Here is a 23143-nt window from a genome sequence, read left to right as displayed (position 1 = left end):
TGGTCCCGTCAGTTGTGCCCGTGGCCGGGGGTGCCGTGCTCGGCGCCGCCGGTCGAGGACGGTCCACCCGGGGTGGGGCCGGCACCGGTCGCGGCGGCGTCGGCAACGACTGTGAACTCGGCGGTGTGCACCCGCCCGCCGTGCCGGAAGTCGAGGTAGAGCCGGTAGCTGCCGGCCGACGGCACCTCGGCGAGGAAGGTGACCTGCGGACCGGGTCGGGTGCGCCCGTCGCCGGGCGTTCCGTCCGGGTGGACGTGCAGGTACGCGAGATCGCCGCGGCGCAACGCCACCAGGTGCCCGTACGCCCCCAGGTAGGGCTCCAGGTCGGTGACCGGCCGCCCGTCCCGGCTGACGGTAAGGGTGAGTGGCGACGTGCGGCCGGGCTGCGGCGTGCCGGCCAGGGTGACCGTGTACCCGTCGACGGTGGTGCTGCTCGCCGGGGCGGGCAGCGGCCGTTCGGTCAACTCACCGGGGACCGTCACGTCCACCCCGAGGATCAGGGGCTCACCCCCGGTCGGGGTGAAGTCGGCGAACGCCCGCCACTGCCCGGGACCGGCCAGCGGGGTGTCGACCCGCCAGGTGCCGTCGGGAGCCAGGTCGGGGTGCACGTGGCGGAAACCGGACAGGTCCCGGCGGGCGACGATCAGGTGCATCCGCTTGTCGTGCGCCACGTCGTACCTGGTCACCGGGCGGCCGTCCGGTCCACCGACGCGGAAGGCGAACTCGCCTGCCGGGGCGGCCACCGGAACGAGTGTGTAACCCCGGTCGGAGACGAGCAGGCCACCGGGAACCCGATCGGTCACCTCGTCGTGGGTGGTGGGGCCCGAGGTGTGGGCGGCGCCGCCGTCGTGCCCGCTCCGGGCGGCCGGGGCGGCCGGGTCGACCACCCGGCCGATCCCGTACGCCGCGCCGAAGACCGCCGCGAGACCGAGGGCGAACCCGCCCAGCCTGGTCACCGTGTTCACCTCGAGCCTCCCGCTCACGCCTCGACGAGGTCGTAACCGGCCTCGTCGATTGCGGCCCGAACGGACTCGGTGGCCACGGGCTGCTCACTGGTGACGGTGACCCGGCCGCTGGCGAGATCCACCTGCACGTCGCGCACGCCGGCAATGGCGCCCACCTCGGCGCTGACGGCGCTGACGCAGTGCCCGCAGGTCATGCCGCGCACCTGGTACATCGTGTCGACCATCGAAGCTCTCCCTTCATCGTCCGCCAGCCTATACCCCCCAGGGGTAAGGCCGAGTCAGACCGGTGTCCGTTCACGTACCGGTACCCGGTGGGGGTATCCGGCAGGAAGGGACGGTACCATACCCCCCAGGGGTACGCTATCCTCGTCGTCATGACCGCTCCCACCCCGATCCGCGGGTACACCGCCAGCAAGGACCAGCTGCTCGCGCGGCTCCGCCGCGTGGAGGGCCAGGTCCGGGGCATCGAGAAGATGGTCGACGACGACCGCTACTGCATCGACGTGCTCACCCAGATCTCCGCGATCCAGGCCGCTCTCGACAAGGTGGCCCTGGGCCTGCTCGACGGGCACGCCCGGCACTGCATGCACGAGGGAGCGGCCGAGGGCCGGGCCGACGAGATGGCCACCGAGATGATGGCGGCCGTCGGCCGACTCATGAAGCGCGGCTGAGCCGGCAGACGGCTCCCGCCGTGACTACCATTTCCGACGATGGCCCACCGGTCCCCGCCACACAGTCGGGCGCCGGCACCGCCAGACAGCGGCGCCGGCACGTACCAGCCGGGCCGGCCGGTCACTGTGCGTGACCGCCCGTTCGTCAGCCAGCCATCCGATGCGCTCGTCACCGTGTTCGTCCGGCGGAGGTGAACCGCCCGGCCCGTCGGCACGTACCCCGCACCGGATCGTTGGGAGTCTCGCATTGGGTTCCGACCACAGCAGTTCCGCTCGCCCCGCCCCGCCCCGGGTACGACGCGCCGCCGTACCCCTCACCACCGGGCTGGCCGCGGCGGTGAGCGCGGCCGGGTCGACGCCGGTGCGGGGCGCGGACGCCGACGCCCTGACGCCGCGCCCCCGTGCGGACCGGACGGAGGCACTGGCCGCCCTCAGCTCCCCGCCAACGGGTCGGCCCGACGGGCCCGATCCGGAGCGGCGTCCACCCCCATCCACCGCCACCGCCCGGTGGCCAGAGCCGAACAGGAGCACGGATACGGCATGGTGACACTCCTCAGCGTGACCGGATCGGGCATCCCCCCTGAGAACCGCGTCACTGGTCACTCAACGCCATGGCGAAATGACGCTTTTAGTGGGTATCGGGACGTAGCTCAGGCGGTGGATTCTCGGGTAACCTCGCTGCCGGTCACCGACGAAGGCGCGCAGCGGCGCCTGCGGTGCCACCGCCCAATCGCCAACCGGCGAGCCGGGGACCCAGGCACGTGGGGTGAATCCGCGCCAGCGGTAGGGGCCACTTCCGCCCCGAACCCGTCAGCTAACCCGGTCGGCGGTCGACGGAAGGGAACATTGTGACGGCACCCCTACGCCGCTGGTTGACACCCGTGGTGGCCGTGCTCGCCGCGCTGACCGTGTTCGCCGGACCCCTCCCGGCCCACGCCGCCCCGACGACCCCCACACCGTCCGGGCACGAGCAGGAGGACGAGCCCAAGCTGCTCGACGACGTGATCGAGCAGACCAACCGGGACTACGTGGCGGCCAAGTCCAAGCTGGACCAATCCAAGAAGCGGCAGCTCGAGCGTTCGCTGGAGGTCGAGCGGGCCAAGGCCGACCTGGCCGCGCTGGCGCCGCAGGTCGCGCAGATCGCCGCCCAGTCGTACCGGACCGGGCGCGTCGGCGCGATCGCGATGCTGCTGGAGAGCGACGCCCCGGACTCGTTCGTCCAACGGGCCGCGGCGCTCGACGAGATGAACATGGTCAACGAGAAGAAGCTCGCCGAGGTCAACGCGGTCAAGGCCCGCGCCGAGCAGGCCAAGCTGGCCCTCGACGCGGAGGTCCGCGAGCAGCAGAAGCAGACCGCCCTGATGGCGAAGGACAAGCGCGACGCGGAGAAGTCGCTCGCGCTCGTCGGCGGTCAGGGTTTCACCGGCGGCCTGGTGGACGCCACCTCGCCGGTCGCCCGTATCGGCCCGGGTCGCACCGCCGACGGTGACTGGAAGCCGCAGTCGTGCAGCGAGAAGGACCCCACCACCTCCGGCTGCGTCACGCCCCGCACGCTGCACGCGTACAAGGAGGTCAAACGGGCCGGGTTCAACCGGTTCGTCGGCTGCCACCGCAACGGTGGCCCGTACGAGCACCCGAAGGGCCGCGCCTGTGACTGGTCGTTGCAGAAGAGCGGCTTCAGCCCGTGGCACAACAACGACACCCGCATGTACGGCAACAACGTCGCCGCGTTCCTCATCCGCAACGCCGACCGCCTCGGCATCTACTACGTGATCTGGAACCGGCAGATCTGGTTCCCGGCGACCGGCTGGAAGTCGTACAGCGGGCCGTCGAACCACACCGACCACGTGCACATGTCGCTGCTCTGACCCACCGCTCAGGAGTCCGAGGGCCGTCCCGCACCCCGCGGGGCGGCCCTCGCCCTGTCAGGCGGCGGTAGCTGCCGGGGCGTCCGCGGCGCCGGGTGCGTCGACAGTCGCGGCACCCGACGGTACGGGGGTCACCGGGCGCACCACACCGGCGGCGAGCCGGTACGACATCCCCACCACCGCCAACCGTCCCTGCGCCACCTCGGCCGCCAGCACGGGCGACTGCCCGAGCAGCGTTTCGACGGTTTGGGCGATGTGGATGTCGACGATGCCGTCGATATCGGTCACGCCCTCGGCTGTGGCGCGCCGCAGGCTGGGCAGTACGGCGTCGACCACCGCGGGAAGGTGCCCCGGGGGCGCGACGCCGGTGGCGGCCGCCTCGCGAGCAGCCTGTACGGCGCCGCACGAGTCGTGGCCGAGCACCACCACCAGCGGGGTGCCGAGCACGGCGACCGCGTACTCCACGCTGCCCAGCACCTCCGGGCCGGCGGTGTGCCCGGCCGTACGGACCACGAAGAGGTCGCCCAGTCCCCGGTCAAAGATGATTTCGGCGGCCAACCGGGAGTCGGAGCAGCCCACGATCACCGCGAACGGGTGCTGCCCGTCGGCCACGGCAGCGCGGTGCCCGGCGTCCTGGTTGGGGTGGCGCGGCGCTCCACTGACGAAGCGACGATTGCCGGCGGCCAGCTCTGCGTAGGCACGGGCCGGCTCGGTCGACGTCGCCGCTCGATCGCCGGCCCGCTGCGGGCCGGGCTGCTCGCCAGGCGTACCGGAACGGCTCATTCCCGCACCTCGTCTCCACGCGTTTGACCTGTTCAACAGGGTTTTCAGCCGGGCCGGCGGTGGGCGCTGGCCCGGGCTCCACGGTCACACGCACCGCAAGAGGCGTCAAGGTATGCGTGATTTAGATTTCATACGTTGAACCCGAACCGATCTCCGGCCGCAGGGACCGGCCGGGCCGTCGGCACCTGGCCCGACACGCCGGCGGCATAGGGTGGGGCGGACAACCGGAGAGGCGGCGCCACGATGGCGAGCGCGGCGACGGCCGGAGGCGGCCGGAACTGGACGTTCCTGACCAACCATGGGCATGTGCTGCTGGCCATCGCCCGCGACCCCACCGCGCGACTACGCGACGTGGCGGCCGAGGTGGGCGTCACCGAGCGGGCCGCCCAGGCCATAGTCGCCGACCTGGAGGCCGGCGGTTACCTGCACCGCACCCGCGTGGGGCGCCGCAACGAGTACACCCTGAACCCCGCCGGCCGGTTCCGGCACCCGGCCGAGGCCGACCGCCAGGTGGGTGCCCTGCTCGCGCTCTTCGCCGACGCACCCGCCGACGACGTGACGTCCCGACCCTGACCGCGACCTCGCGCCGACACTGAACGCCATCGGCGCACGCCGACCCCTTCCGGCGTCCCCGTTACCCCGCCGCGATCGGCGTCGTCGCGCCTGGCTCCGAGCGGCGTCGGCTTCCGCGCGTCGTCGTCGCCCGCCGGAACGGCGTCGGCGGGCCGCTGCCCGACGCGGCGCAGCGGTAATCTCTGCGGGTGCGCGAATGCCTGCCGCCGAGCACGACCGAGCCGTCCCGCCGTGCCCTCCGAGCCGTCCTCAGTGGAACCCTGGCGGCTCTGCTCGGCGCTGCCCTGGTGGTCCCCTCGTCCCCGGCGGTCGCGGCAGCACCCACCTGCGGCCCGGCCGGCGAGGACGGCCTGGTGCAGATGCCATGGGCACTGCGCCGGGTGGATCCCGCCGCGGCGTGGCCACTCTCCCGGGGCGCCGGGGTGACGGTTGCGGTCATCGACTCGGGGGTCTCGGCCATCCACCCGGCTCTCAAGGGTCAGGTGCTCGAGGGGCGCGACTTCAACAACCTGCCGGCCAAGCAGGGGCAGTGTGACCTCGCTGGTCACGGCACGATGGTCGCCGGCATCATCGCCGGCAAGGACAGCACCGGGGTGCCGTTCAGCGGCGTCGCCCCGGGGGCGCGCATCCTGCCGATCCGGGTCCTTCCGGATGCCAAGGGCACCAACGACGAGGCGCTGCCGGGGCAGATCGCCGCAGCCATCGACTGGGCGGTCGACAACGGCGCCGACGTGATCAACCTGTCCCTGGTGACCCTGCCCCGAAGCGATCTGGCAGAGGCCGTCGAACGCGCCCTCGCCAAGCGGGTGGTGCTTGTCGCCGCGGCGGGCAACCGACAGGAGACCCAGGAGGACAGGCCGGCCTACCCGGCCGCGTACCCGGGGGTGATCGCCGTCGGGGGCGTGGACGAGCAGGGCGGGCACGTGGGCACGTCGGTCAGCGGCACCTTCGTCGACGTCGCCGCTCCGGGACTGAACATCATCGGCCCGGCGCCGGGTGGCTCCGGCTACCGCGCCGAGCCGACGGGCGGCACCAGCTTCGCCGCCGCGTACGTCTCGGGGGTGGCCGCGCTGGTTCGGGCCGCCTACCCGGATCTCACCCCGGAGCAGGTCGCCGACCGGTTGGAACGGACGGCGGACAACCCGCCGCAGGGCCGCAACGCCGAGGTCGGCTACGGCGTGGTCAACCCGTACCGGGCAGTGTCGAGCCTGCTGGGCACCCGCACCAACCAGCCGGTCGCCAGGCTCGCCGCACCTGCCGCTGGGGCCGACCCGCTGAGCTGGCAACGCACCGTCGCGATCTGGGCCGCCGCCATCGGCGGGCTGCTCGCCGTACTGCTGCTCATCGCGCGACCGATCATGGCGCGCGGCCGCCGACGTGGCTGGCGCCCCGGCCGCCGTACCGACGAACCGATCACCGGCTGAGCGGGCGCCGCCCCGGGGCGGCACGGCCGTGGAACGCGGCACGGCTGTGGAACGCGGCACGGCTGTGGAACGCGGCACGGCTGTGGAACGCCGCACGGCTGTGGAACGCGGCACGGCTGTGGAACGCGGCACGGCGCTGCTGCGGTCGGCCGCAGCAGCGCCGTGGCGCGAGAAGTTCAGCGCAGGATGCCGGAGGTGCCACCGCCGTCCGCGCCCCACACGTCCTCGTCCTCCTCCAGCCAGGTGTTGCGGGCGGTGTCCTCCTCGCCGTAGCCGGCGCCGTTGCCCGCCCCGGCCACACCACCGGCGCCCCGAGCACCCGCACCCCGGCCACCGGCGCCCGCCGCGCCACGCCCGGCACCGCCCCGACCGGCACCGCCGCCACCTCCCATGCCGGGTGCCATGCCGCCGCCCAGCTTGCCGCCGCCGAGTCGACCACCGGCGCCCCGGCCACCGCCGCGACCGGCACCCGCCGCGCCGCCACCCATCATCGGGCCCATGCCCGGGGAGACCGCCCGACCGAGCGCGCCGCCACCCGCGAGTGCCCCGGCGCTGCCCACGCCGCCGCCACTGCCGAGCCCACCGGACGAGCCCAGGCCACCGGAGCCCAGGCCACCGCCTCCGAGGCCGGAGCCGAGGCCCGGCGAACCGCCGCCCGCACCCGCGAGGCCGCTGCTGAACTCGTCGCCCGCGCCGCCGACGCCCGGGACGCCACCGGTGCCCGGGTAGTTGCCCGTGCCGGAGTCGTACCCACCGGAGAGATCCGGGTGGGCGCCCGAGCCGCTGGGCAGATTGCCGGTGTCCGGCATGGCGGTGGCACCGATTGAGGGCTTGGCACCCAGGTCGCCGGCGGACGGGCCGCCACCGAGCTTCGGCACACCACCGCCGCCGCCCCCACCGCCGCCGCCGTTGTCCAGGTTGGGGATCTGCTTCGTCGGCGTCTGATTGCCAATTTGGCCGGCGTCGCCCGGGGTGCCGGGGGCAATGGCCTGGTAGTCGCCGCTCACCTGCTGGAAGACCCTGGCCGCGTCCTCCGACTGGTCGTTGATCCAGTCGGCGATCGCGGTCACCGGGTCGAACCAGCCCAGGAAGTCCGGCGAGACCTTCGCCTCGAAGAAGCCGACCCCGAGGGTCAGCTTGGCGTTGCGCGCCTCCAGGACGTCGTTGACGCAGGTCGCCGGGATCGGAAAATCCCGCTGGGCCGCGGTGAGCTTGTCGGCGGCGGTCTTGAGCGACTGGACGATGCCGGTGCCCTTCTCCGCGTCCGCCACGATCTGCCCGGTGTCCTTGGAGATCTGCTCGACATGACCCTTGAACGCCTCGTACGCGGGGCCCTTCCAGGTCGTGCCCAGGTCCTTGATGTTGGTGTCGAGGCTCTGCTTGACGTTGTTCAGATTCTTGATCAGCTGTTCCCAGCCGAGGGCGGCGCTCTCCACGTCGCCCGGCCGGCCGTCGATGACGACCTTCTGGCACATCTCTTCCCAGCTCAGGCCCATCTGCCGTCCTCCCCCGTCCTAGCGACCGTCGCCGTTGCCGGCCACGTCACCGAAGACACGCTGCATGTCGGCGGCGGACATCCTGTTCTGTTCCTCCGCCGTGTCGTAGTTCTGCTTGACCTGGCGCAGCGCCTCCGCCGCGTCGTACAGGCTCTGCGAGAGCTTCCGGACACCGGACTCGGTGCCCTGGTAGAGCCCCTGGTGCTTGGCGGCCAACCGGGCCGCCCAGTCGAACCCGCCGAGCGGGCTCGGCTGCCCGCCGGCTCCGCCGGCCACGCCGCTGGCCGCGCCACCCATCAGGTCCTGGATGTCGACCATGTCGTAGGAGAGCTTGTTCAGGTACGCGGCATGGGTCTCCAGCCAGGTGATGGCCGAGTCCAGGCTTGTCGCGTCCCACTCGGTCTTGACGCCGGCCTCGCCTGGCGCGGTGACCAGACCCTTCGGCGTCTCGGCGTGGTTGACGTTGTCGATGTCCAGGCCGGTGATGGCCAGACCCGACGTCGGCAACCCGCCAACCGGCACCGGGATGTAGAGGTCGTCGTTCTCGTACCGTGCCGGCTGGCTGGTCCTGTCGTCCGTCATCGGTCCCCTCCCCGAAACCCTGACTGGTGGTCTGCGCTCACTGTTGTTGCTGGTGCGGGCCGGATGGTGGTGGCGCCTGGGCCGAGCCCGGCCCGCCCGACGCGCCCGGCGGCTGCGCCGGAGCGGTTGGCGCCGACGGATAGCCCTGCGCGGGCTGGCCCGGCGGCGGGCCGTATCCCGCAGGGTGCTGCGGCGGCGGGCCGTATCCCGCAGGGTGCTGCGGCGGCGGGCCGTATCCCGCAGGGTGCTGCGGCGGCGGGCCGTACCCGGCCGGTGTCGGCTGGGTAGCGGGCCAGCCGGGTGGCGGCGTGCCGGGTACGCCGGGGTACGGGCCGCCGGCCGGCGGTGGGCGCCGCTTGCGGCGTCGCAGCACCACCAGCAGGACGATCAGCGCGACAATCGGCACGCCCAGACAGAGCCCCACCTGGACGATCGCGCCGGCCTTGTTCGTCACTCCGAACTCAACGGCGGGACCGTCGTCGTCGCCGGGTCGCGCGGCGGCACCGCCGGGACGGGTCGGGCCGGCCGCCCCACCCTCCAGCAGCGGGTTCGCCGTCACCGGGGGCACAGACCGGGTCAGCGCTGCCATCAGGTCGACAGTGCCGAAGCCGAACTGCGGGTCACGGCCGGACGGCCCGGCGTCGCGAGCGGTCTTGATCAGCCGGTTGATGACGTTGGCCGCGTCGAGGTTCGGGTACTCGGAACGGATCAGCGCCACCACCCCGGAGATGATGGCGGCAGCGGAACTCGTGCCGCTGCCCACCGAGTAGCCGTTCGGCGAGACCCCCTTGGGTGCCGGCCCGATGATGCTGTCCATCGGGCCGGCGATCACCGTCTCGGGCCCCTGCACCGAGCCGGCGAAGAAGCGGCCCCGCTTGTCGAAACCGGAAACGGCGATGACGCCGGGGATGTTGGCGGGCGCGGTTACCTCACGGTCGCCCTGCTCGACGTTGCCCGCGGAGGCCACCACCACGACGTTCTTGCTCAAGGCGTAGTTGATGGCATCCACCAGATCTGGGGGGGCCGTCCTGTTGCCAGCACCGACGGAGAGGTTGATGACGTCCGCGCCGTTGTCCGCGGCCCACCGAACACCCAGGAGCACGTCCTGGTTGTTGAACGTGTCGCCCATCGAGACCGGGAGGATCTTCGCGCCCGGGGCGATGCCCAGCTCGTGCATCGCGCCACCGCCGCGCCCGGCGATGATGCCGGCCATCGAGGTGCCGTGCCCCTTCACCTTGTCGTCGTCACGCTGCCCGTCCCGGGCGGCCGAGGCGCTGGTGCCGTGCCCCGCCAGCACCTGCCCGCGCAGGTCGGGATGGCTGGCCTCCACACCGCTGTCGATGACGGCGACCACGACACCCGTACCCTTGGTGATCTTGTGGGCGGCGGGGACCTTGAGGTAGTCCAGGTACCACTGGAGGCCACGGACGGTGTCAGCGGCCTGAGCCGGCGGCGGCGCGACAGTCACCGCGGGGGTCAGCGCGGCGCACAACGCCAGCGCGGCCGCGGCCACGGCCCGTGTCGATCGGAAAGGCTTCCCCGTACGCATCGCTCTCCCAGTACCTGTGCCGACGCCAACACAATGCGGCTCCGGCCCGGTCGAGCCGGACCGGAGCCGCATCGGTGATTGTCTCAGCCCCACACCTTGGAGTTGCTCATCTCGGTGGAGACGTAGTTCTCGCGGGCGATGCCGACGGCACCACCGATCTCGTTCAGGATCCGGTTGATGTCCCGAACTGACGAGTCCCACTTCGCCTGGTGCTGCTCGTAGGCGGTGCGGTCCTCACCCTCCCACTCGAGCTTGGACAGCATCGACCGCAGCGTGTCCAGCTTCTCGTCGATGGTCTTCGAGATCGCCTGCATCTGCTGGTTGCTGCTCTCGAGGACCGCGTAGTCAACCTTGATCGTCACGACTTCCTCCTCTGCTGGCTGCGGATCACGGGTTGAGAGCAGAGTGGAACTTGTCCAGCATCTGCTGCTGCTCTTCGTCGTTGACCTGGTGCGTCGTACCCGACTTGTCGAGCAGGTCCGCGATGCTGTCCATCGCGGTCAGCAGGTTGCCGGTGTCTTCGCTCCAGCGCTGCATGAGCGACTGGAAGCCCGTGGACGCCTGACCCTTCCACGCCATGGCCAGGTCGTCGACTACGTTCCACAGCTTCTTCAGCTCGCCGTCGACCTCGCTACGCGTGGACCGCACGTCACTCGCGGCGGTATGGAGAGTCGCAGCTTCGACCTCGAACGCCATGCTTCACACCCTTCCGTCATGTTGTGTGGCGGCGGCTTTGCCGCGCCCCTCCCCCGCGGCAAGGCAGCAACACCCCACCGACGGACACTCCACCTGAGACCGTAGCGGAATCTGTCCAGCCATCGCAGCCCTGACCGGCCACGATCGATGGATGGCGGTGAATCGCGTCGTTTGTGCCACCCGTTCGGACGGGATTCCGACCCGAACGGGGTCCGGGATCGCCGCGTCGTCACCGTCGACACCGGACGGTCGCACCCCACGAGCCGGCCCGGAACGCTCGGTCAGGCCGGCTCGCACCAGGCGGTCTGGATCAACTGCTGACCGTCGCGCCGACGGACGAGCGTGCCCCGACCGGGTGGCTGCGGGCTCGGACGCAGCGTGCCGAAGACCGCGCCCTCCTCCCGGTTGCCGGACATCAGCAGGCCGGGTGAGTCCAGTTCGCGTAACCGTTGCAGCACCGGCTCGTAGAGCGCCCGGGACACCCCGCCGACCCGGCGCGTGACGATCAGGTGCAGACCGATGTCCCGGGCCTGCGGCAGCAGCTCGTGCAGGGCACTCAGCGGGTTGCTGCCACCGGACGCCACCAGGTCGTAGTCGTCCACCAGGATGTACAGGTCCGGACCCTTCCACCAGCTGCGGTCGCGCAGTTGGGCGGTGGTCACGTCCGGGCCGGGCAACCGATTGGACAGCGCGCTGCGGATCGAGCCGAGCCCCTGCGCGAACGCCTGGTTGGAGGGCGCGTAGTCGAGCAGGTGATCGCCCTCCACCGCGCCCAGCAGCCCCCGCCGGTAATCGGCGATCACCAGCCGCGCCTGGGCCGGCGTGTACCGCTCGGTGATGCCCCGGGCGATCAGCCGCAGCAGGTTGGTCTTGCCGCACTCGGCGTCACCGAACACCGTCAGGTGCGGCTCGTTGGCCAGGTCCAGGTAGACCGGCGCGAGCGCCGACTCGTTGACGCCGATCGGCAGACCGGGCGCCGACCGGTCGATGATGCGGGCCAGCTCGGACACCGGCAGCCGGCGCGGCAGCAGCCGCACCTTCGGCGCCGGACGCCCCGGCCAGTTCGCCGCCACGTGCCCGGCCAGCGCTGTCGACGCCTCGCTCAGATCCTCGATGTCGCGCCGACCGTCGATCCGCGAGATGGCGGTCAGGAAGTGCAGCTTGTCCCGGGTCAGGCCGCGACCGGGTGACTTCTCCGGCACGTTCATCGCCGATCGCCTGTCGATCTCGGACTCCGCCGCGTCGCCCAGGCGCAGCTCCAGCTTGGTGCCGAGCAGATCGCGCATGTTGATCCGGATTTCCGCCCAGCGCACCGCCGTGAGCACCACGTGCACCCCGAAGCCGAGACCCCGGTTGGCGAGCGTCGTGATCGTCTGCTCCAGCTCCTCGTAGTCCTGGCGCAGCGTGTTCCAGCCGTCGACCACCAGGAACACGTCGCCGAACGGGTCGTCGGCGAACTCACCGGCGGCCCGGCGACGGCGGTAGCTCGCCACCGAATCGATGCCGTACTGGGCGAAACGCGTCTCCCGCTCGTCCAGCACCGCGACGACCTCGGCCACCGTGCGACGTACCGCCTCGATGTCGCGCCGGCCGGCCACGCCGGCCATGTGCGGCAGACGCTCCAGGCTGCGCAGCGCGCCACCGCCGAAGTCCAGACAGAAGAACTGCACCTCGCGCGGCGTGTGGGTGAGCGCCAGCGAGGCCAGCAGCGACCGCAGCATGGTGCTCTTGCCACTGAGCGAGCTGCCGACGATGACCACGTTGCCGCCCGCGCCGGCCAGCTCGACCATCATCGGGTCACGGCGCTGCTCGTACGGGCGGTCCACCACCCCGACCGGCACCGTGAGGCGACCGCGGCCCGGCCAGGACGCCGTGCAGAGCCCGTAGGTCGGGTCGACGGCCAGCGGGCCGAGCAGCTCGCCCAGGCCCGGCGGGTCCGCCAGCGGCGGCAGCCACACCTGGTGCGCGGGGCGGCCCCGACCCTTGAGCTGGTCGATCAGGACGTCCAGCATCGCGACGGCCTTGCCGTCGGCCGGCTGCTCCGGCTCCGGCACGGCGTCCACCGACACCTGCGGGGCCTGCGCCGGGATGAAGTCGACGCCGTACGGCACGATCCGGCGCTGCACCAGGGCCTGCGACGCGGTGACCTGCTGGCCGGGCGCCCGGTACGGCCCCGAGACGTACGCGGCCCGGAAGCGCAGCATCGTGCTGGTGTCCGTCTTCAGGTAGCCGTGCCCGGGAGCGTTCGGCAGCTCGTACGCGTCCGGCACGCCGAGCACGATCCGGCTCTCCACCGCCGAGAAGGTCCGCAGACCGATCCGGTACGACAGGTGGGTGTCCAGGCCGCGCAGCTTGCCCTCCTCGAGGCGCTGCGAGGCCAGCAGCAGGTGCACACCGAGGGATCGGCCCAGCCGGCCGATCATCACGAAGAGGTCGATGAAGTCCGGCTTCGCGGCCAGCAACTCGCTGAACTCGTCACAGATGATCAGCAGGCTCGGCATCGGCGCCAACGGCTCACCGGCCGCCCGGGCCTTCTCGTACTCGAAACGGGACACGTAGTTGCCCGCCGCGCGCAGCAGCTCCTGCCGGCGCACCATCTCACCGGCCAGCGCGTCACGCATACGGTCGACCAACGGCAGCTCGTCAGCCAGGTTCGTGATCACCGCGCTGGTGTGCGGCAGCGCGTCCAGCGAGGCGAACGTCGCGCCGCCCTTGAAGTCCACCAGGACGAAGTTCAGCTCCTCCGACGAGTGGGTCACCGCCAGCGCGGCCACCACCGTACGGAGCAGTTCGCTCTTGCCGGAGCCGGTCGCGCCGATGACCAGGCCGTGCGGGCCCATGCCCTCGTGCGCCGACTCCTTGAAGTCCAGTTCGACGACGTTGCCGTCCGGGCCGACGCCGAGCGGGATGCGCAGCCGGTCCCGGTGACCGCGCGGCCGCCAGGTCTGGTGCACGTCCACTGCGGCGGCGTCGCCGACGCCGAGCAGGTCGGGCAGCTCCGTGCTGCGGGCCAGCGGCTCCTCGTTGCTGGCCTGCTGCTGCGACAGGCGGTACGGCGCGATCTGCCGGGCCAGGCCCTCGGCGGCCTCGGCGGTGAGCCGGTCGGGTCGCCCGAGCCGCGACGACGAGCTGCCCCGGATCAGGTCGAGGGTGCTGCCGTCGCCCACGTCCAGGCAGAGCAGCCACCGACCGGCGTCGCGCGGCACCGTCCCGGAGAGGTCGATCAGGGTGACGCCGAGCAGGCCCTGGCCCACCAGCTGACAGGTCGGGGAGATCTCGCCACCGTCGACCACCACGACCAGGTGTGGCGCGGTGGTCAGCGCCTTGGCCTCGGGCGCGAACCGGGGTCGCCCGGCCAGTTCGGCGGCGAGGGACTCTTCGGCCTCGGCCAGGCTGGCGAAGACCAGCCGGCGCGCGCCTGCGGCATCCGTCCGACCGGCGTGGTGGGCGTGGGGTAGCCACTTCACCCAGTTCCAGGCCGACTGCCGGTCGGGCGCGGCGACAACGGCGACGACCAGGTCGTCCGGGGCGTGGAAGGTCGCCAGCTGGCCCAGGGCCGCCCGGGTCAGGTCGAGCACCGGCTCCCGGTCGCCGCGCAGCACCACCCGGCTGAAGGCGCGCACCGACAGCGCGGTCGGCAGGTCGGGCACGGTGGTGTGTGCACGCACGAACCGACGCAGCGCGATGGCGCTCATCGGCTCCAGGTCCTCCACCGGCTTGGTCTCCGGGGGAACGATCTCCACGGCCAGCCGCTGCGGGCCGAGCGCGATCCGGGTCTCACCGAAGTCGGGTTCGGTGATCCGCCGCTCCCACAGCCGCCGGGACGCGGCTATCGACCACAGCGCGTCGGGCTCGGGGTGCCGCCAGTTCATCGCGTCCCGCTGCTGGGCCGCCGCCCGCCGGGTGCGCTTGCGCATCTGCGCCAGGTAGCGCATGTAGTCGCGGCGGTCGGCGTTCAGCTCGGCCTTGTCGTTGCCGCCGTTGCTGAGCGAACCGATGGCCATGCCGAGCATCGACACCCCGAACAGCCCACCGGCGACGTACGTCATCATGCCGCCGCCCCGGCCGGCGTAGAGGAACGCCATCGCGCCGACACCGCAGACCATCGGCAGGATCATGAGCAGTTGCCCCATCCCGCGGGGCGTCGGCTCGGGTAGCTCGGGCGGGGACTCCAGCACCACCTCGCCGCGCGGCAAGGCCGGCCCCGGCTGGCGCGGGAGTCGGCGGAACACCACCGTGCTCACGGCTGTCTCCTCCCCAGAAGCGGCCCTGCTGTCGTGCCGACGCGACTCGAAGCCCGCGGGTGGGCACTGTACGTGCCCGCCATCGTAGGTAATCTCCCGTGGGCGCGGTGCACCCGCACCGTGGCACTACGGGCCCGATGATCGTAGATGGACACCCAGGAGGCCACTGTGGCGACGAAGACGGCGACCGGTGGCCTGAGCCGGATCACCATTGTGGCTCCTCGTACCCGGATGGATCTGGCCCTGCCCTCGGACGTACCGATGGCGGACCTTCTGCCCACCCTGCTGCGTTACGCCGGGGAGGACCTGGCCGACGACGGGGTGCGGCACGGCGGCTGGGCGCTGTCCCGGCTGGGTGGCGCACCTCTGGACGGCGGTCGTACGGCCGCGCAGCTCGGTGTCCGCGACGGCGAGGTGTTGTACTTCAATCCCCGGTCCGCGACCGCTCCGGAGATCGTCTTCGACGACGTGGTGGACGCGGTCGCGACCGCGACCACCCAGCGACCGGGTTCCTGGCAGGTCGCCGCGACCCGCTCGTTCGCGGTGCTGTTCGCCGCGGCGGCCTTCGGCGCCGGCGCCGTGGCCGCACTATTCACCGGCCCTCCCCACCTGCCCGGCGCTCTGTCGGCCGCGCTGGTCGCGGTGGCACTGCTGGTCGGCGCGGCGGTGCTCTCCCGGGCGGCGGGTGACACCCGGACGGGCTCGGTGCTGGCGATGGTCGGGCTGGTGTACGCGGGCACCGGCGGTCTGCTGCTGCTCGCCGGTGACCGAAAGCTGACCGAGCTGGCCAGTCCGCACGTTCTTCTCGCGGCCACCGCCGTGGTCGTCGCCGGGGCCGTGGCCGTGCTGGCCGTCGGTGACCGGTACCCGCTCTTCTTCGCCGCGATCGGGGTGGGCGCGGGGATGGGTCTGGGCGCGCTGCTCTGCCTGGTCCTCGGCATCGACGCCGCGGCCGGGGCCGCGGTGGTGGCGGCTGTCGCGTTCGGCGTGGTGCCGGCGCTGCCGATGGTGGCCTACCGGCTGGCCCGACTGCCGGTGCCGTCGATCCCGACCGGCCCGGACGACCTGAAGACCGACAGCGAGTCGGTGGACGGGCGGCAGGTGCTCGAGCGGAGCGACCGGGCCGACCAGTTCCTCACGGGTCTGCTGTGGACGGTCTCGGTGCTGGTGCTCGGCGCGCAGCTGGTGCTGGCCCTGGACGGCAGTCTGGCGGCCGTACTGCTGTGCCTGGTGCTGGCCCTGCTGTCGATGCTGCGGGCGCGGCCGCTCCTGGGTCGGGCCCAGCGCGTTCCGGTGCTGCTCACCGGCACCGTCGGTCTGGGCCTGGCCGCCGCCGCCACCTTCGCGGGTGGATCGCTTCCGGTCCGGCTCGGTCTGATCCTCGGCGGCCTGCTGCTGGCGGCCATGGTCAGCCTGATCTACGGCCTGACCGTCGCCGGCAAGCGCATCTCGCCGGTGTGGGGCCGGCTGCTCGACATCGTCGAGATCATGCTGATCATCGCGCTGGTGCCGCTCGCCTTCTGGGTCTGCGGCCTGTACGGCTGGATCGTCAACCTGCGGCCCTGACCGTCGGGGCCACCGCGACGTCAGCGGGGTTGCCGGCCTCCAACGCCGCCCAGCGTCGACGCGACAGGCGCGCTGGCGTAGACGCCCGGGGCGTGCTGCCCGTCCATCGGCCGGGCCGGCGTGCCGGCGCGGTGTGCGACATCCCGGACGACCTTGACCAGCGCCTCGACGTGGTTGTCCATGGCCGCGACCCGGAGCAGAGGCGCCGCCACGCGCCCGTCGGGCGACACCGCCGCGGCCACCGTGTGCGAGGGGGCCGACGTGGCGGTGATGGCGTCCACCAAGGGACCGAGCGGCGCGTCCGGCCGACCCCGCAGGGTCAGGCAGCGGTGCGTCCAGCCGCCGCCGCGCAGCCCACGCCAGTTCTCCGTCGGCGGCTCCGGCACCAGGTCCAACCCGGCTGCCGACACCACCGCGGCGCGCAGCTCGTCGCGACCCAGCGGGCGGTGGGCCAAACCGGCCGCCGTCAGCGCCTTGCCCAACCGGCCGATCCCGGCGGCCAACGTCCGATGGACACCGGGCAGCCCACCGCCCCGGCTCACCGTCTCGACCCGTGCGTCCGCGACCGTGAGCCGCAGCGCCACCCAGACGGTCCGGTGCGCTGCCGGCGGCGCACCGGGGGCCGGGTACCAGACCAGGGTGTGCGCGACCACCTGGGTCCTGGACACCGGGGCTGTGAAGTCGGCGAGCACCCGCAACGCGTGATCGACTGTCGACGCCTCCACCGAGCCGACCGCGGCGCCGGTGACCGGTTGCAGCGCGACCGCGGCGAACCAGCCCTGGTCGTCCTGCCCGATGCCGAGCCGGGTGCCCCGGTCGGTCAACTCGATGACGTCCAGCTCGGGCGCGAGCGCGGCCAGCCGGGGATCCACGGCGGTGCCGCCGGCCAGCGCGGCCGCCGCCCGTTCGTTACGGAGGCGCAGCCGGCGACGCAGCAGCACGTCGTCGAACCACCAGCGACCGCCACGGCGGGCGAACGTGGCAACCACGACGGCCAGCGCCAGGACGGCCACCGTGGCCAGCAGCCAGCTCGGACCGGCCGTCGCGGCCCAGACGGCGACGGCACACACCTCGAGGACGACGAGCTGGCCGACCAGCACAGGACCGATGCGACCCCGGCCCGGCCGGTCGGCCGCCGGGGTGGCCCGTGCCGGGATGTCGGACGGCCCCGTGACCGCTCGGGCGGGTGGCGCCTGAACCTGCGTCATCGCTGACTGTCCCTCCTGGACGGCATGGCCCTGTGCCGGGTCTACCCGGCACCGATCCGGCGGCGGCCCCGAGGACCCGCCGTCGGACCCTTATCGTAGGGAAGCCCGCGACGGCACCCCGAGGACATCGTCGCGGATCCACCCCGCCGGAGGTAAGTCATGCGGACCCGCCGCGATCAGGTGCAGGCGTACCGCTTCGTCACCCGTCGGATCGTCTCCGCGCTCATGTCGGGCGATCCGGAGACGACCAACCTGCCGATGCGTCGGCTCGGCATGGCGGTCTTCGGCAGTGTGATCGCCGCGGCGGTGGTGCTCGGCGGCGTGGGTGCGTACGGCCAGTTGACCGGGAACACCGCGCCGCTGGAGGAGAACACGCTCGTCATCGAGCGCGAGACCGGCGCGACGTACGTGTTCGCCGAGGGGCAGCTGCACCCCACGCTCAACTACACCTCGGCACGGCTGATCCTGAACGTGCCCGACCCCGCGGTACGCACCATGTCGCAGGCCGCGCTGCGCGACAGGCCACGTGGCCAGACCGTCGGTATCGTCGGCGCGCCCGACGCGCTGCCCGACCGCAAGTCGTTGACCGGTCTGCCGTGGTCTGTCTGCGACGTGCCCGACCCGACCGACCCGCGTCACTCCACCACCCGCGTCGTGATCGACCGCGCGCTGCCCGGCGGCGCGCCGCTCGGCGACCGGGCGGTACTGGTCACCGTGGACGGTCAGCGACACCTGCTCACCGGCAACTCCCGGCTCGAGGTGCGCGGCGGTGACCAGGCGGTCGCCGCGCTGCGGATGACAGGCACGGCGCCGCTGCCGGTCGGCCAGCAACTGCTCAACGCCGTACCGGCCGGGCCGCCGCTGCGCAAGCCGTCACTGCCCGGGATGGGCGACCGGAGCGGCCTGAGCGTCGCCGACCGACCCGCGACCATCGGTCAGGTCTTTCAGGCGGCGGGGCAGCACTACGTACTCGCACGGGAAGGGCTCGTCTCGATCAGTGAGATCACGGCCCTGCTGCTCATCAGCGGCGGTGGTCAGATCACCGACATCACGCCGGACCAGGCCGGTCGACTGTTGACCGAGCAGCGGGTGGACGCGGACGGAATGCCCCGGACGCTGCCCACCCTGTACCAGGCTCGGGCCGGGCAGACGCTGCTCTGCGCGACGTACCGGGCCGGCACCGGCGGTGGTCCCCCGACCACCACCCTGGAGGTCTTCGACCGTGCTCCGGCGGAGCTGACGGCGAACGAGCCCGGCTCGGTGCCGGTGCGCCAGACCAACCGGGACGCGCTCCGCACGGCCGAGTCGGTGCTGCTGCCCGGCGGCAAGGGCGTACTGGCCCAGGCCGCGCCCGGCGCCGGCACCAGCGGTTCCGGCGCCGCCGGTGCGACTGTCTACCTGATCAGCCCGCAGGGCGTCCGGTACCCGCTCGGTTCCGCCGAGACACTGGGGGCGCTCGGCTACGAAGGGGTCACCCCGCTGGCGGTGCCCGGCTCGCTGCTCGCGTTGATCCCGACCGGGCCGACCCTGGACCTGGCGGACGCGCTGGTGCAGTTCGCGCCCGGTGACGCGCCGGCGACCGCGTCCGTGCCACAGCCGACGTCATCCACTCCGGCTGCCGGCGCCCCGGGCACTGGCGCCCCGACGAACGGCGGCACGGGCGGCGGGCTGCCCGCGGCATCGATCGGCGCCGACGACTGAGCCGTTCGGACGGGTCGCCCCGGGTCGCGGCGGTGGACTAACCTGGTTTCGCTGACGGTTGTCAACCAGAACGACGGGGATGTTGCCATGACCGGCCGTACGGAAGTCGACCCGCTGTCCCTTGAGGACTTCCACCAGCACCTGGCATCGCGGCTGAGTCAGGCCGAGTCGGTGCTGCGCAAGCTCAACACCGAGATGCAGTGCAGTCCACCCGCGTTGGGCACGTTCACCGACGCGACCCAGAATTCGCGCCGCTACAGCGAGGTTCACCAGTCGTACGTGGACCAGGCCGAGCGACTCCGGCAGGCCGTGCAGGCTGCGCAGCAGGCGACCAGCACCATCCTGGCCAACTACCGCACCGCCGAGGCGCGTAACGCGGCCAACGCCACCGACATCACGGCCGCGCTGACCGGTGTCGACCGGGCGCTGCAGCCGAAGGGGGACGCGCGTGTCTGAGTACACCCAGCGTTACGAGGGCAAGAGCCACCGCGAGCTGTACGACGCGGTGATGGCCGGCAATCCGGAGCAGATCGACGGGATCGCCGCCCAGTGGGCCGCCCTCAAGGGCATCCTGGACGGCCTCAGCCGGGAGTTGAGCGGCGACCTCGACAAGCTCGGCAACACCTGGACCGGCTCGGCAGGTCAGGAGTTCCAGCGGCGGCTGTCCCTGATCGTCGACCACTCCGACGCGCTGGGCGAGGGCATGGCCGGCGTCAAGCAGGGCCTCACCATGATGGCCGGCCAGCTGCGCACCGCGCACAAGCAGGCCGAGAGCCCGGAAGAGACCGACGACAACGACCAGGCCGTCTCGGGCGCGCTCAAGGGCGCCGCCTTCGGCGTTCCGGGCATCGTGGTCGGAGGCTTCCTGGGCCACCAGCAGGACAAGGAAGAGCAGGAGAAGGCGCACCAGCGGATGGTGAACGTGGTGGCCGAGCTGGCCGCCGGCTACGACCTGTCCGCCTACGACCAGGTGGTCGACCCGCCCCACCCCCACCCGGACACTCCGCAGACGACCAACGACGATCGGCCGACGCCGCGCAGCGGCCCGGCCACCACGACGCCGTCGGCCGCTCCGACCGCCACCGGCCTGACCGCGCACACCGGCGGCGCGACCATCGCGACGCCCGACGGCGTGGCACCACCGCCGGCCGGCGAGGGTGGTTCCATCCCCGGCCAGAACGCCGGCAGCTCGGTCGTCGTCATCGGGCCCGAGGGCGCCGCCAGCGGCGCCGAGGGCAGCACCACCTCCCTCGCCAGCGCGGACCCGGTGCTCGGCGGGGCGGCCGGCCTGGCCGGGCTGTCCGGGTCGACCGCCGTGGCCGCCAGCGCCGCAGGCGGGTCGAGCCCGCTCTTCGGGGCACCGGCCGGTGGGGTGCTGCGCACCTCCGCGCTCGCCGGGTCGACCAGCACGCCCACCACGGCGGCCCGGCCGACCGGTGGCGCTGCCGCCGCCGAGAACCGTTCCGCCAGTGGCGTCGGGCGCAGCGTCGACGGTCGTCGCGGTGAGCCCGGTCGGGCGGCCGGCGGCCGCCAGGGCCTGGCCGGCAACGGCCGGGGCGCCAACCGACCCGGGGTGCTCGGCGGGCACGGTCGCCCCGAGGACGACGAGTCCGACGAGCGGCTGACCTGGCTGACCGAGGACGAGATGGTGTGGCGGGACGCCGGGGACGAAGCGCCGCCGGTGCTCGGCACCGCCGGCTGACCGGTCGATGGCGCTCGGCACCGCCGGCTGACCCGTCGGCGGCCGGCGCCGCACGAGATCCTCGAATGACCCCTGCCGCCTGCTGCGGCAGGGGTCATCGTGGTTCGGCTCCCGGGCACCCGGCGCGACCACGGGTCTACACCGTCCACAGTGTCGACGGTGGTGGCGGTCACCCCGATCGCGCCGGCCGGGGTGCTGCGCCACACCGGCTCGGGCGATAGGTTGGTCAGGTGTCGTCCGCAGCCCTGGTCCGCCCAGCCCGGTGGGCCGTGCTGCGGTCACTGCGGGAGCTGACCCGGCTGGCGGTCACCGCGCTGGTGCTCGCGGTCGGTCTCGGCGGCGCCCTCGCCGCCACGCCGCCGTCCGCCCAGGCTCAACTACGGCCCAGCGCCGTCAGCAGCCGCGTGGACGCCGTTCGACCCGAGGCTGTCGCGGCCACCGAGCGTACGAGCCAGCCGGCCGCGCCCCGGCCGAGCAGCGAAGCCGTCGTCGCCACCCCGACCGGCCCGGTCCTCGCGGGCGCGGAGCACGCGCCGGCCGTTGCGCCCGGTCGCGGCGCCCCGCCCCGACGCGGCCCTCCCACCAGCTGACCCCAGGCCGTCCGGCCACCCGACGCTCCCCGTGACCCGGCTTCGGGTCGTGCGTCCGGGTGCCCGGTCGCCGCCGCCGCGTGACCCGCAGCCAGACCCGATCCGGCTCGTGAGATCTCGCCCGGCCGCGATCGACCCGAGCCTCGGGCGGCCATCCGCAGCTCACCCCGACCACTCGGAGCCCGGCGCGTCGACACCAGTCGAGCGACCGGCCCGGTGCCGTCAGGACCCATCCGTCGATACCGTCGTTCGACCGCGAGGTGCTGATCATGCAGACCGTCCTCTCCGCCGTCCTGCCCGACATGCCCCGGGCCGCCGCCATCTGGCTGAGCCTCCTCGGGGTCGTTGTGGTCGCCGTCGCCGCGCTCCTGCTGCGACCCGGCCGGTTCCGCCTCGACCCGGCCGCCCGGATCCGCGACGCGGCCATGCCCAGCCAGCTCGAACAGGCCCATAAGGAGCGGGAGCAGAGCCGCTACGCGCAGGAGATCGCGGTGGCCGCCGAGCGCGCCACCACCACCGCCCAGCGCCGACGGGCCGAGTGGGTGGCCGCGCAGGAGACCGTCGAAGCTGCCTGGCAGGCGCTGGAGGCGGCCGAGACCGGCGTACGGCGACTCGGCGCGGCGGCCGCGATGCCGCTGCCGCACACCGCCCGGACCCCTGCCGAGTACGCCGACCGCGAGCGCTACCTGCACCGGGCCGCGCTGGACGCGTACTGGCGGCGGGAACTGTCGGTGGAGCAGCTCAGCGACGTCTTCGCGCACCGCGACGGCTGGGACCCGCGGCTGCACCCCGTCGAGCAGGAACTCGTGTTGCAGCGGGCGATCCGCGACAACCTGGCGGCCCGGCACGTCGTCGCCCAAGAGCGGGAGCAGGCGGCCTGGCGGGCCGCGGAACTGGCCGTGGCGGCGGCTCGCAGCCTGCGCGAGGAGGCCCACGCGGCGACCGGACGGCGGGTGGCGGAGTCGGCGTCGGTGCTGCCGCTCAGCGAGGTCCTCCGGCCGTCGGCCGAGCAGACCCGGGAGAACACGGTGGTCGCTCGCGGTCGGGCCGCGGTGCCGGCGTTCTGACGCCTGCGGCTGGGCTCGTCCCGACCGCAGGCACCGCAGCACGCCGCGCCCGGCGGGCGGTTCGGCCAGCGGCGCGCCGGGCCGGTCCCGCGCTTCTGGGTTAGCGTGACGCCATGTCCCGACAGGCGTGGGTCCTCGTGGTGATCGCCGGCATCCTGGCGATCGCCACACTGGTCGGCGCGGTGGTGCTGGCGGTACGCCTGGTGCGTACGAGGCGGCTGCTGACCGGGCTCGGCGCGAGCGGCAAGGTGGCCTTCTACGGAGCGCTGATCTACACGATCTTTCCGGTGGACATCCTCCCGGATCCGATCTACCTGGACGACATGGGCGTTCTGGCCGGCGCGCTGATCTACCTCACCCGGCTCGTGCACAAGCGCCGGGCGGCCGGCCGTCGCCTGCCCGGGCAGCCGGACGCGCCGCCGGAACCGAACCGCGCCCGCTCCGTACGATGATCGGGG

21 protein-coding genes and 1 riboswitch are annotated in these 23143 nt (G+C 73.0%); of the genes, 11 read left to right on the top strand and 10 right to left on the bottom strand.

Features of this window, described 5'->3' with window-relative positions:
- Positions 1–8 precede the first annotated feature (8 nt).
- Both AB0K10_RS18325 and AB0K10_RS18320 read right to left on the bottom strand, forming a co-directional pair.
- On the bottom strand, positions 9–965 hold the full coding sequence (locus tag AB0K10_RS18325; RefSeq protein WP_363685287.1) for a hypothetical protein: 957 nt from the start codon (positions 963–965) through the stop codon (positions 9–11).
- 14 nt (positions 966–979) lie between these two features.
- Positions 980–1189, bottom strand: a complete 210-nt coding sequence (locus tag AB0K10_RS18320) for a copper ion binding protein (protein ID WP_363684845.1) — start codon at positions 1187–1189, stop codon at positions 980–982.
- A 150-nt stretch (positions 1190–1339) separates the two neighbouring features.
- Between AB0K10_RS18320 and AB0K10_RS18315 the strand changes: the two genes are divergently transcribed.
- The gene (locus tag AB0K10_RS18315) at positions 1340–1636 is read left to right on the top strand and encodes a metal-sensitive transcriptional regulator (protein ID WP_030329541.1); all 297 of its coding nucleotides are present in this window, start codon (positions 1340–1342) and stop codon (positions 1634–1636) included.
- Between the two features lie 713 nt (positions 1637–2349).
- Positions 2350–2480: riboswitch (cyclic di-AMP (ydaO/yuaA leader) on the top strand.
- 4 nt (positions 2481–2484) lie between these two features.
- Entirely contained in the window at positions 2485–3504 is a 1020-nt protein-coding gene (locus AB0K10_RS18310) for a hypothetical protein (RefSeq protein WP_363684843.1), read from the top strand.
- Positions 3505–3561: 57 nt separating this feature from the next.
- Here AB0K10_RS18310 and AB0K10_RS18305 read toward each other — a convergent pair whose 3' ends face one another.
- A complete protein-coding gene (locus tag AB0K10_RS18305) occupies positions 3562–4287 on the bottom strand; it encodes a carbonic anhydrase (RefSeq protein WP_363684841.1) in 726 nt (241 codons plus the stop codon).
- A 243-nt stretch (positions 4288–4530) separates the two neighbouring features.
- Here AB0K10_RS18305 and AB0K10_RS18300 point away from each other — a divergent pair, with 243 nt between their 5' ends.
- Together AB0K10_RS18300 and mycP are read left to right on the top strand one after the other, a co-directional pair.
- Positions 4531–4860 carry a MarR family winged helix-turn-helix transcriptional regulator gene (locus AB0K10_RS18300; protein ID WP_363684839.1) on the top strand — a complete coding sequence of 110 codons (330 nt, stop codon included), beginning with the start codon at positions 4531–4533 and terminating at the stop codon, positions 4858–4860.
- A gap of 188 nt (positions 4861–5048) precedes the next feature.
- Positions 5049–6284, top strand: coding sequence for a type VII secretion-associated serine protease mycosin (gene mycP, locus AB0K10_RS18295; protein ID WP_363684837.1), 1236 nt, complete (start codon positions 5049–5051; stop codon positions 6282–6284).
- A gap of 176 nt (positions 6285–6460) precedes the next feature.
- Here the strand turns inward: mycP and AB0K10_RS18290 are convergent, their stop codons facing one another.
- From AB0K10_RS18290 to eccCa, 6 genes are all read right to left on the bottom strand, one after another.
- Positions 6461–7780 (bottom strand): hypothetical protein, encoded by a 1320-nt coding sequence (locus tag AB0K10_RS18290; RefSeq protein WP_363684835.1) that lies wholly within the window; start codon positions 7778–7780, stop codon positions 6461–6463.
- 18 nt (positions 7781–7798) lie between these two features.
- Positions 7799–8362 (bottom strand): hypothetical protein, encoded by a 564-nt coding sequence (locus AB0K10_RS18285; RefSeq protein ID WP_363684833.1) that lies wholly within the window; start codon positions 8360–8362, stop codon positions 7799–7801.
- Between the two features lie 37 nt (positions 8363–8399).
- A complete protein-coding gene (locus AB0K10_RS18280; protein ID WP_363684831.1) occupies positions 8400–9875 on the bottom strand; it encodes a S8 family serine peptidase in 1476 nt (491 codons plus the stop codon).
- Between the two features lie 119 nt (positions 9876–9994).
- A complete protein-coding gene (locus AB0K10_RS18275) occupies positions 9995–10273 on the bottom strand; it encodes a WXG100 family type VII secretion target (RefSeq protein WP_007454922.1) in 279 nt (92 codons plus the stop codon).
- A gap of 25 nt (positions 10274–10298) precedes the next feature.
- The gene (locus AB0K10_RS18270) at positions 10299–10607 is read right to left on the bottom strand and encodes a WXG100 family type VII secretion target (protein ID WP_363684829.1); all 309 of its coding nucleotides are present in this window, start codon (positions 10605–10607) and stop codon (positions 10299–10301) included.
- A 281-nt stretch (positions 10608–10888) separates the two neighbouring features.
- Positions 10889–14851, bottom strand: a complete 3963-nt coding sequence (gene eccCa, locus AB0K10_RS18265) for a type VII secretion protein EccCa (RefSeq protein WP_363684827.1) — start codon at positions 14849–14851, stop codon at positions 10889–10891.
- A 147-nt stretch (positions 14852–14998) separates the two neighbouring features.
- Between eccCa and eccD the strand changes: the two genes are divergently transcribed.
- Positions 14999–16417, top strand: coding sequence for a type VII secretion integral membrane protein EccD (eccD, locus tag AB0K10_RS18260; protein WP_363684825.1), 1419 nt, complete (start codon positions 14999–15001; stop codon positions 16415–16417).
- A 20-nt stretch (positions 16418–16437) separates the two neighbouring features.
- Here the strand turns inward: eccD and AB0K10_RS18255 are convergent, their stop codons facing one another.
- Positions 16438–17625, bottom strand: coding sequence for a type VII secretion protein EccE (locus tag AB0K10_RS18255; protein ID WP_363684823.1), 1188 nt, complete (start codon positions 17623–17625; stop codon positions 16438–16440).
- A gap of 159 nt (positions 17626–17784) precedes the next feature.
- Here AB0K10_RS18255 and eccB point away from each other — a divergent pair, with 159 nt between their 5' ends.
- The 6 genes from eccB (at position 17785) to AB0K10_RS18225 (ending at position 23137) form a co-directional block, all read left to right on the top strand.
- The gene (gene eccB / locus AB0K10_RS18250; protein ID WP_363684821.1) at positions 17785–19326 is read left to right on the top strand and encodes a type VII secretion protein EccB; all 1542 of its coding nucleotides are present in this window, start codon (positions 17785–17787) and stop codon (positions 19324–19326) included.
- Positions 19327–19413: 87 nt separating this feature from the next.
- The gene (locus AB0K10_RS18245; protein ID WP_363684819.1) at positions 19414–19782 is read left to right on the top strand and encodes a hypothetical protein; all 369 of its coding nucleotides are present in this window, start codon (positions 19414–19416) and stop codon (positions 19780–19782) included.
- Positions 19775–21028: a WXG100 family type VII secretion target gene (locus tag AB0K10_RS18240; protein ID WP_363684817.1), complete on the top strand. Its 1254-nt coding sequence runs from the start codon at positions 19775–19777 to the stop codon at positions 21026–21028. Before AB0K10_RS18245 ends, AB0K10_RS18240 begins: the two co-directional genes overlap by 8 nt.
- Before the next feature lie 230 nt (positions 21029–21258).
- Positions 21259–21618, top strand: coding sequence for a hypothetical protein (locus tag AB0K10_RS18235; RefSeq protein ID WP_363684814.1), 360 nt, complete (start codon positions 21259–21261; stop codon positions 21616–21618).
- A gap of 269 nt (positions 21619–21887) precedes the next feature.
- Positions 21888–22685, top strand: a complete 798-nt coding sequence (locus AB0K10_RS18230) for a hypothetical protein (protein WP_363684812.1) — start codon at positions 21888–21890, stop codon at positions 22683–22685.
- Positions 22686–22798: 113 nt separating this feature from the next.
- A complete protein-coding gene (locus AB0K10_RS18225; RefSeq protein ID WP_363684810.1) occupies positions 22799–23137 on the top strand; it encodes a YkvA family protein in 339 nt (112 codons plus the stop codon).
- Positions 23138–23143 lie beyond the last annotated feature (6 nt).

Source organism: Micromonospora sp. NPDC049274 (assembly GCF_040678875.1).
Classification (GTDB): domain Bacteria; phylum Actinomycetota; class Actinomycetes; order Mycobacteriales; family Micromonosporaceae; genus Micromonospora.
Note: the sequence above shows the minus strand (reverse complement) of the source record. Positions and strands in the feature narration are given on the sequence as shown.

Coding starts and splice junctions, on each gene's coding strand:
- AB0K10_RS18255 (WP_363684823.1), bottom strand. CDS start 17,625: ATGACGCAGGTTCAGGCGCCACCCGCCCGAGCGGTCACGGGGCCGTCC.
- AB0K10_RS18300 (WP_363684839.1), top strand. CDS start 4,531: ATGGCGAGCGCGGCGACGGCCGGAGGCGGCCGGAACTGGACGTTCCTG.
- AB0K10_RS18245 (WP_363684819.1), top strand. CDS start 19,414: ATGACCGGCCGTACGGAAGTCGACCCGCTGTCCCTTGAGGACTTCCAC.
- AB0K10_RS18285 (WP_363684833.1), bottom strand. CDS start 8,362: ATGACGGACGACAGGACCAGCCAGCCGGCACGGTACGAGAACGACGAC.
- AB0K10_RS18315 (WP_030329541.1), top strand. CDS start 1,340: ATGACCGCTCCCACCCCGATCCGCGGGTACACCGCCAGCAAGGACCAG.
- AB0K10_RS18230 (WP_363684812.1), top strand. CDS start 21,888: ATGCAGACCGTCCTCTCCGCCGTCCTGCCCGACATGCCCCGGGCCGCC.
- AB0K10_RS18320 (WP_363684845.1), bottom strand. CDS start 1,189: ATGGTCGACACGATGTACCAGGTGCGCGGCATGACCTGCGGGCACTGC.
- eccD (WP_363684825.1), top strand. CDS start 14,999: ATGGACACCCAGGAGGCCACTGTGGCGACGAAGACGGCGACCGGTGGC.
- AB0K10_RS18270 (WP_363684829.1), bottom strand. CDS start 10,607: ATGGCGTTCGAGGTCGAAGCTGCGACTCTCCATACCGCCGCGAGTGAC.
- AB0K10_RS18225 (WP_363684810.1), top strand. CDS start 22,799: ATGTCCCGACAGGCGTGGGTCCTCGTGGTGATCGCCGGCATCCTGGCG.
- eccB (WP_363684821.1), top strand. CDS start 17,785: ATGCGGACCCGCCGCGATCAGGTGCAGGCGTACCGCTTCGTCACCCGT.
- AB0K10_RS18290 (WP_363684835.1), bottom strand. CDS start 7,780: ATGGGCCTGAGCTGGGAAGAGATGTGCCAGAAGGTCGTCATCGACGGC.
- AB0K10_RS18305 (WP_363684841.1), bottom strand. CDS start 4,287: ATGAGCCGTTCCGGTACGCCTGGCGAGCAGCCCGGCCCGCAGCGGGCC.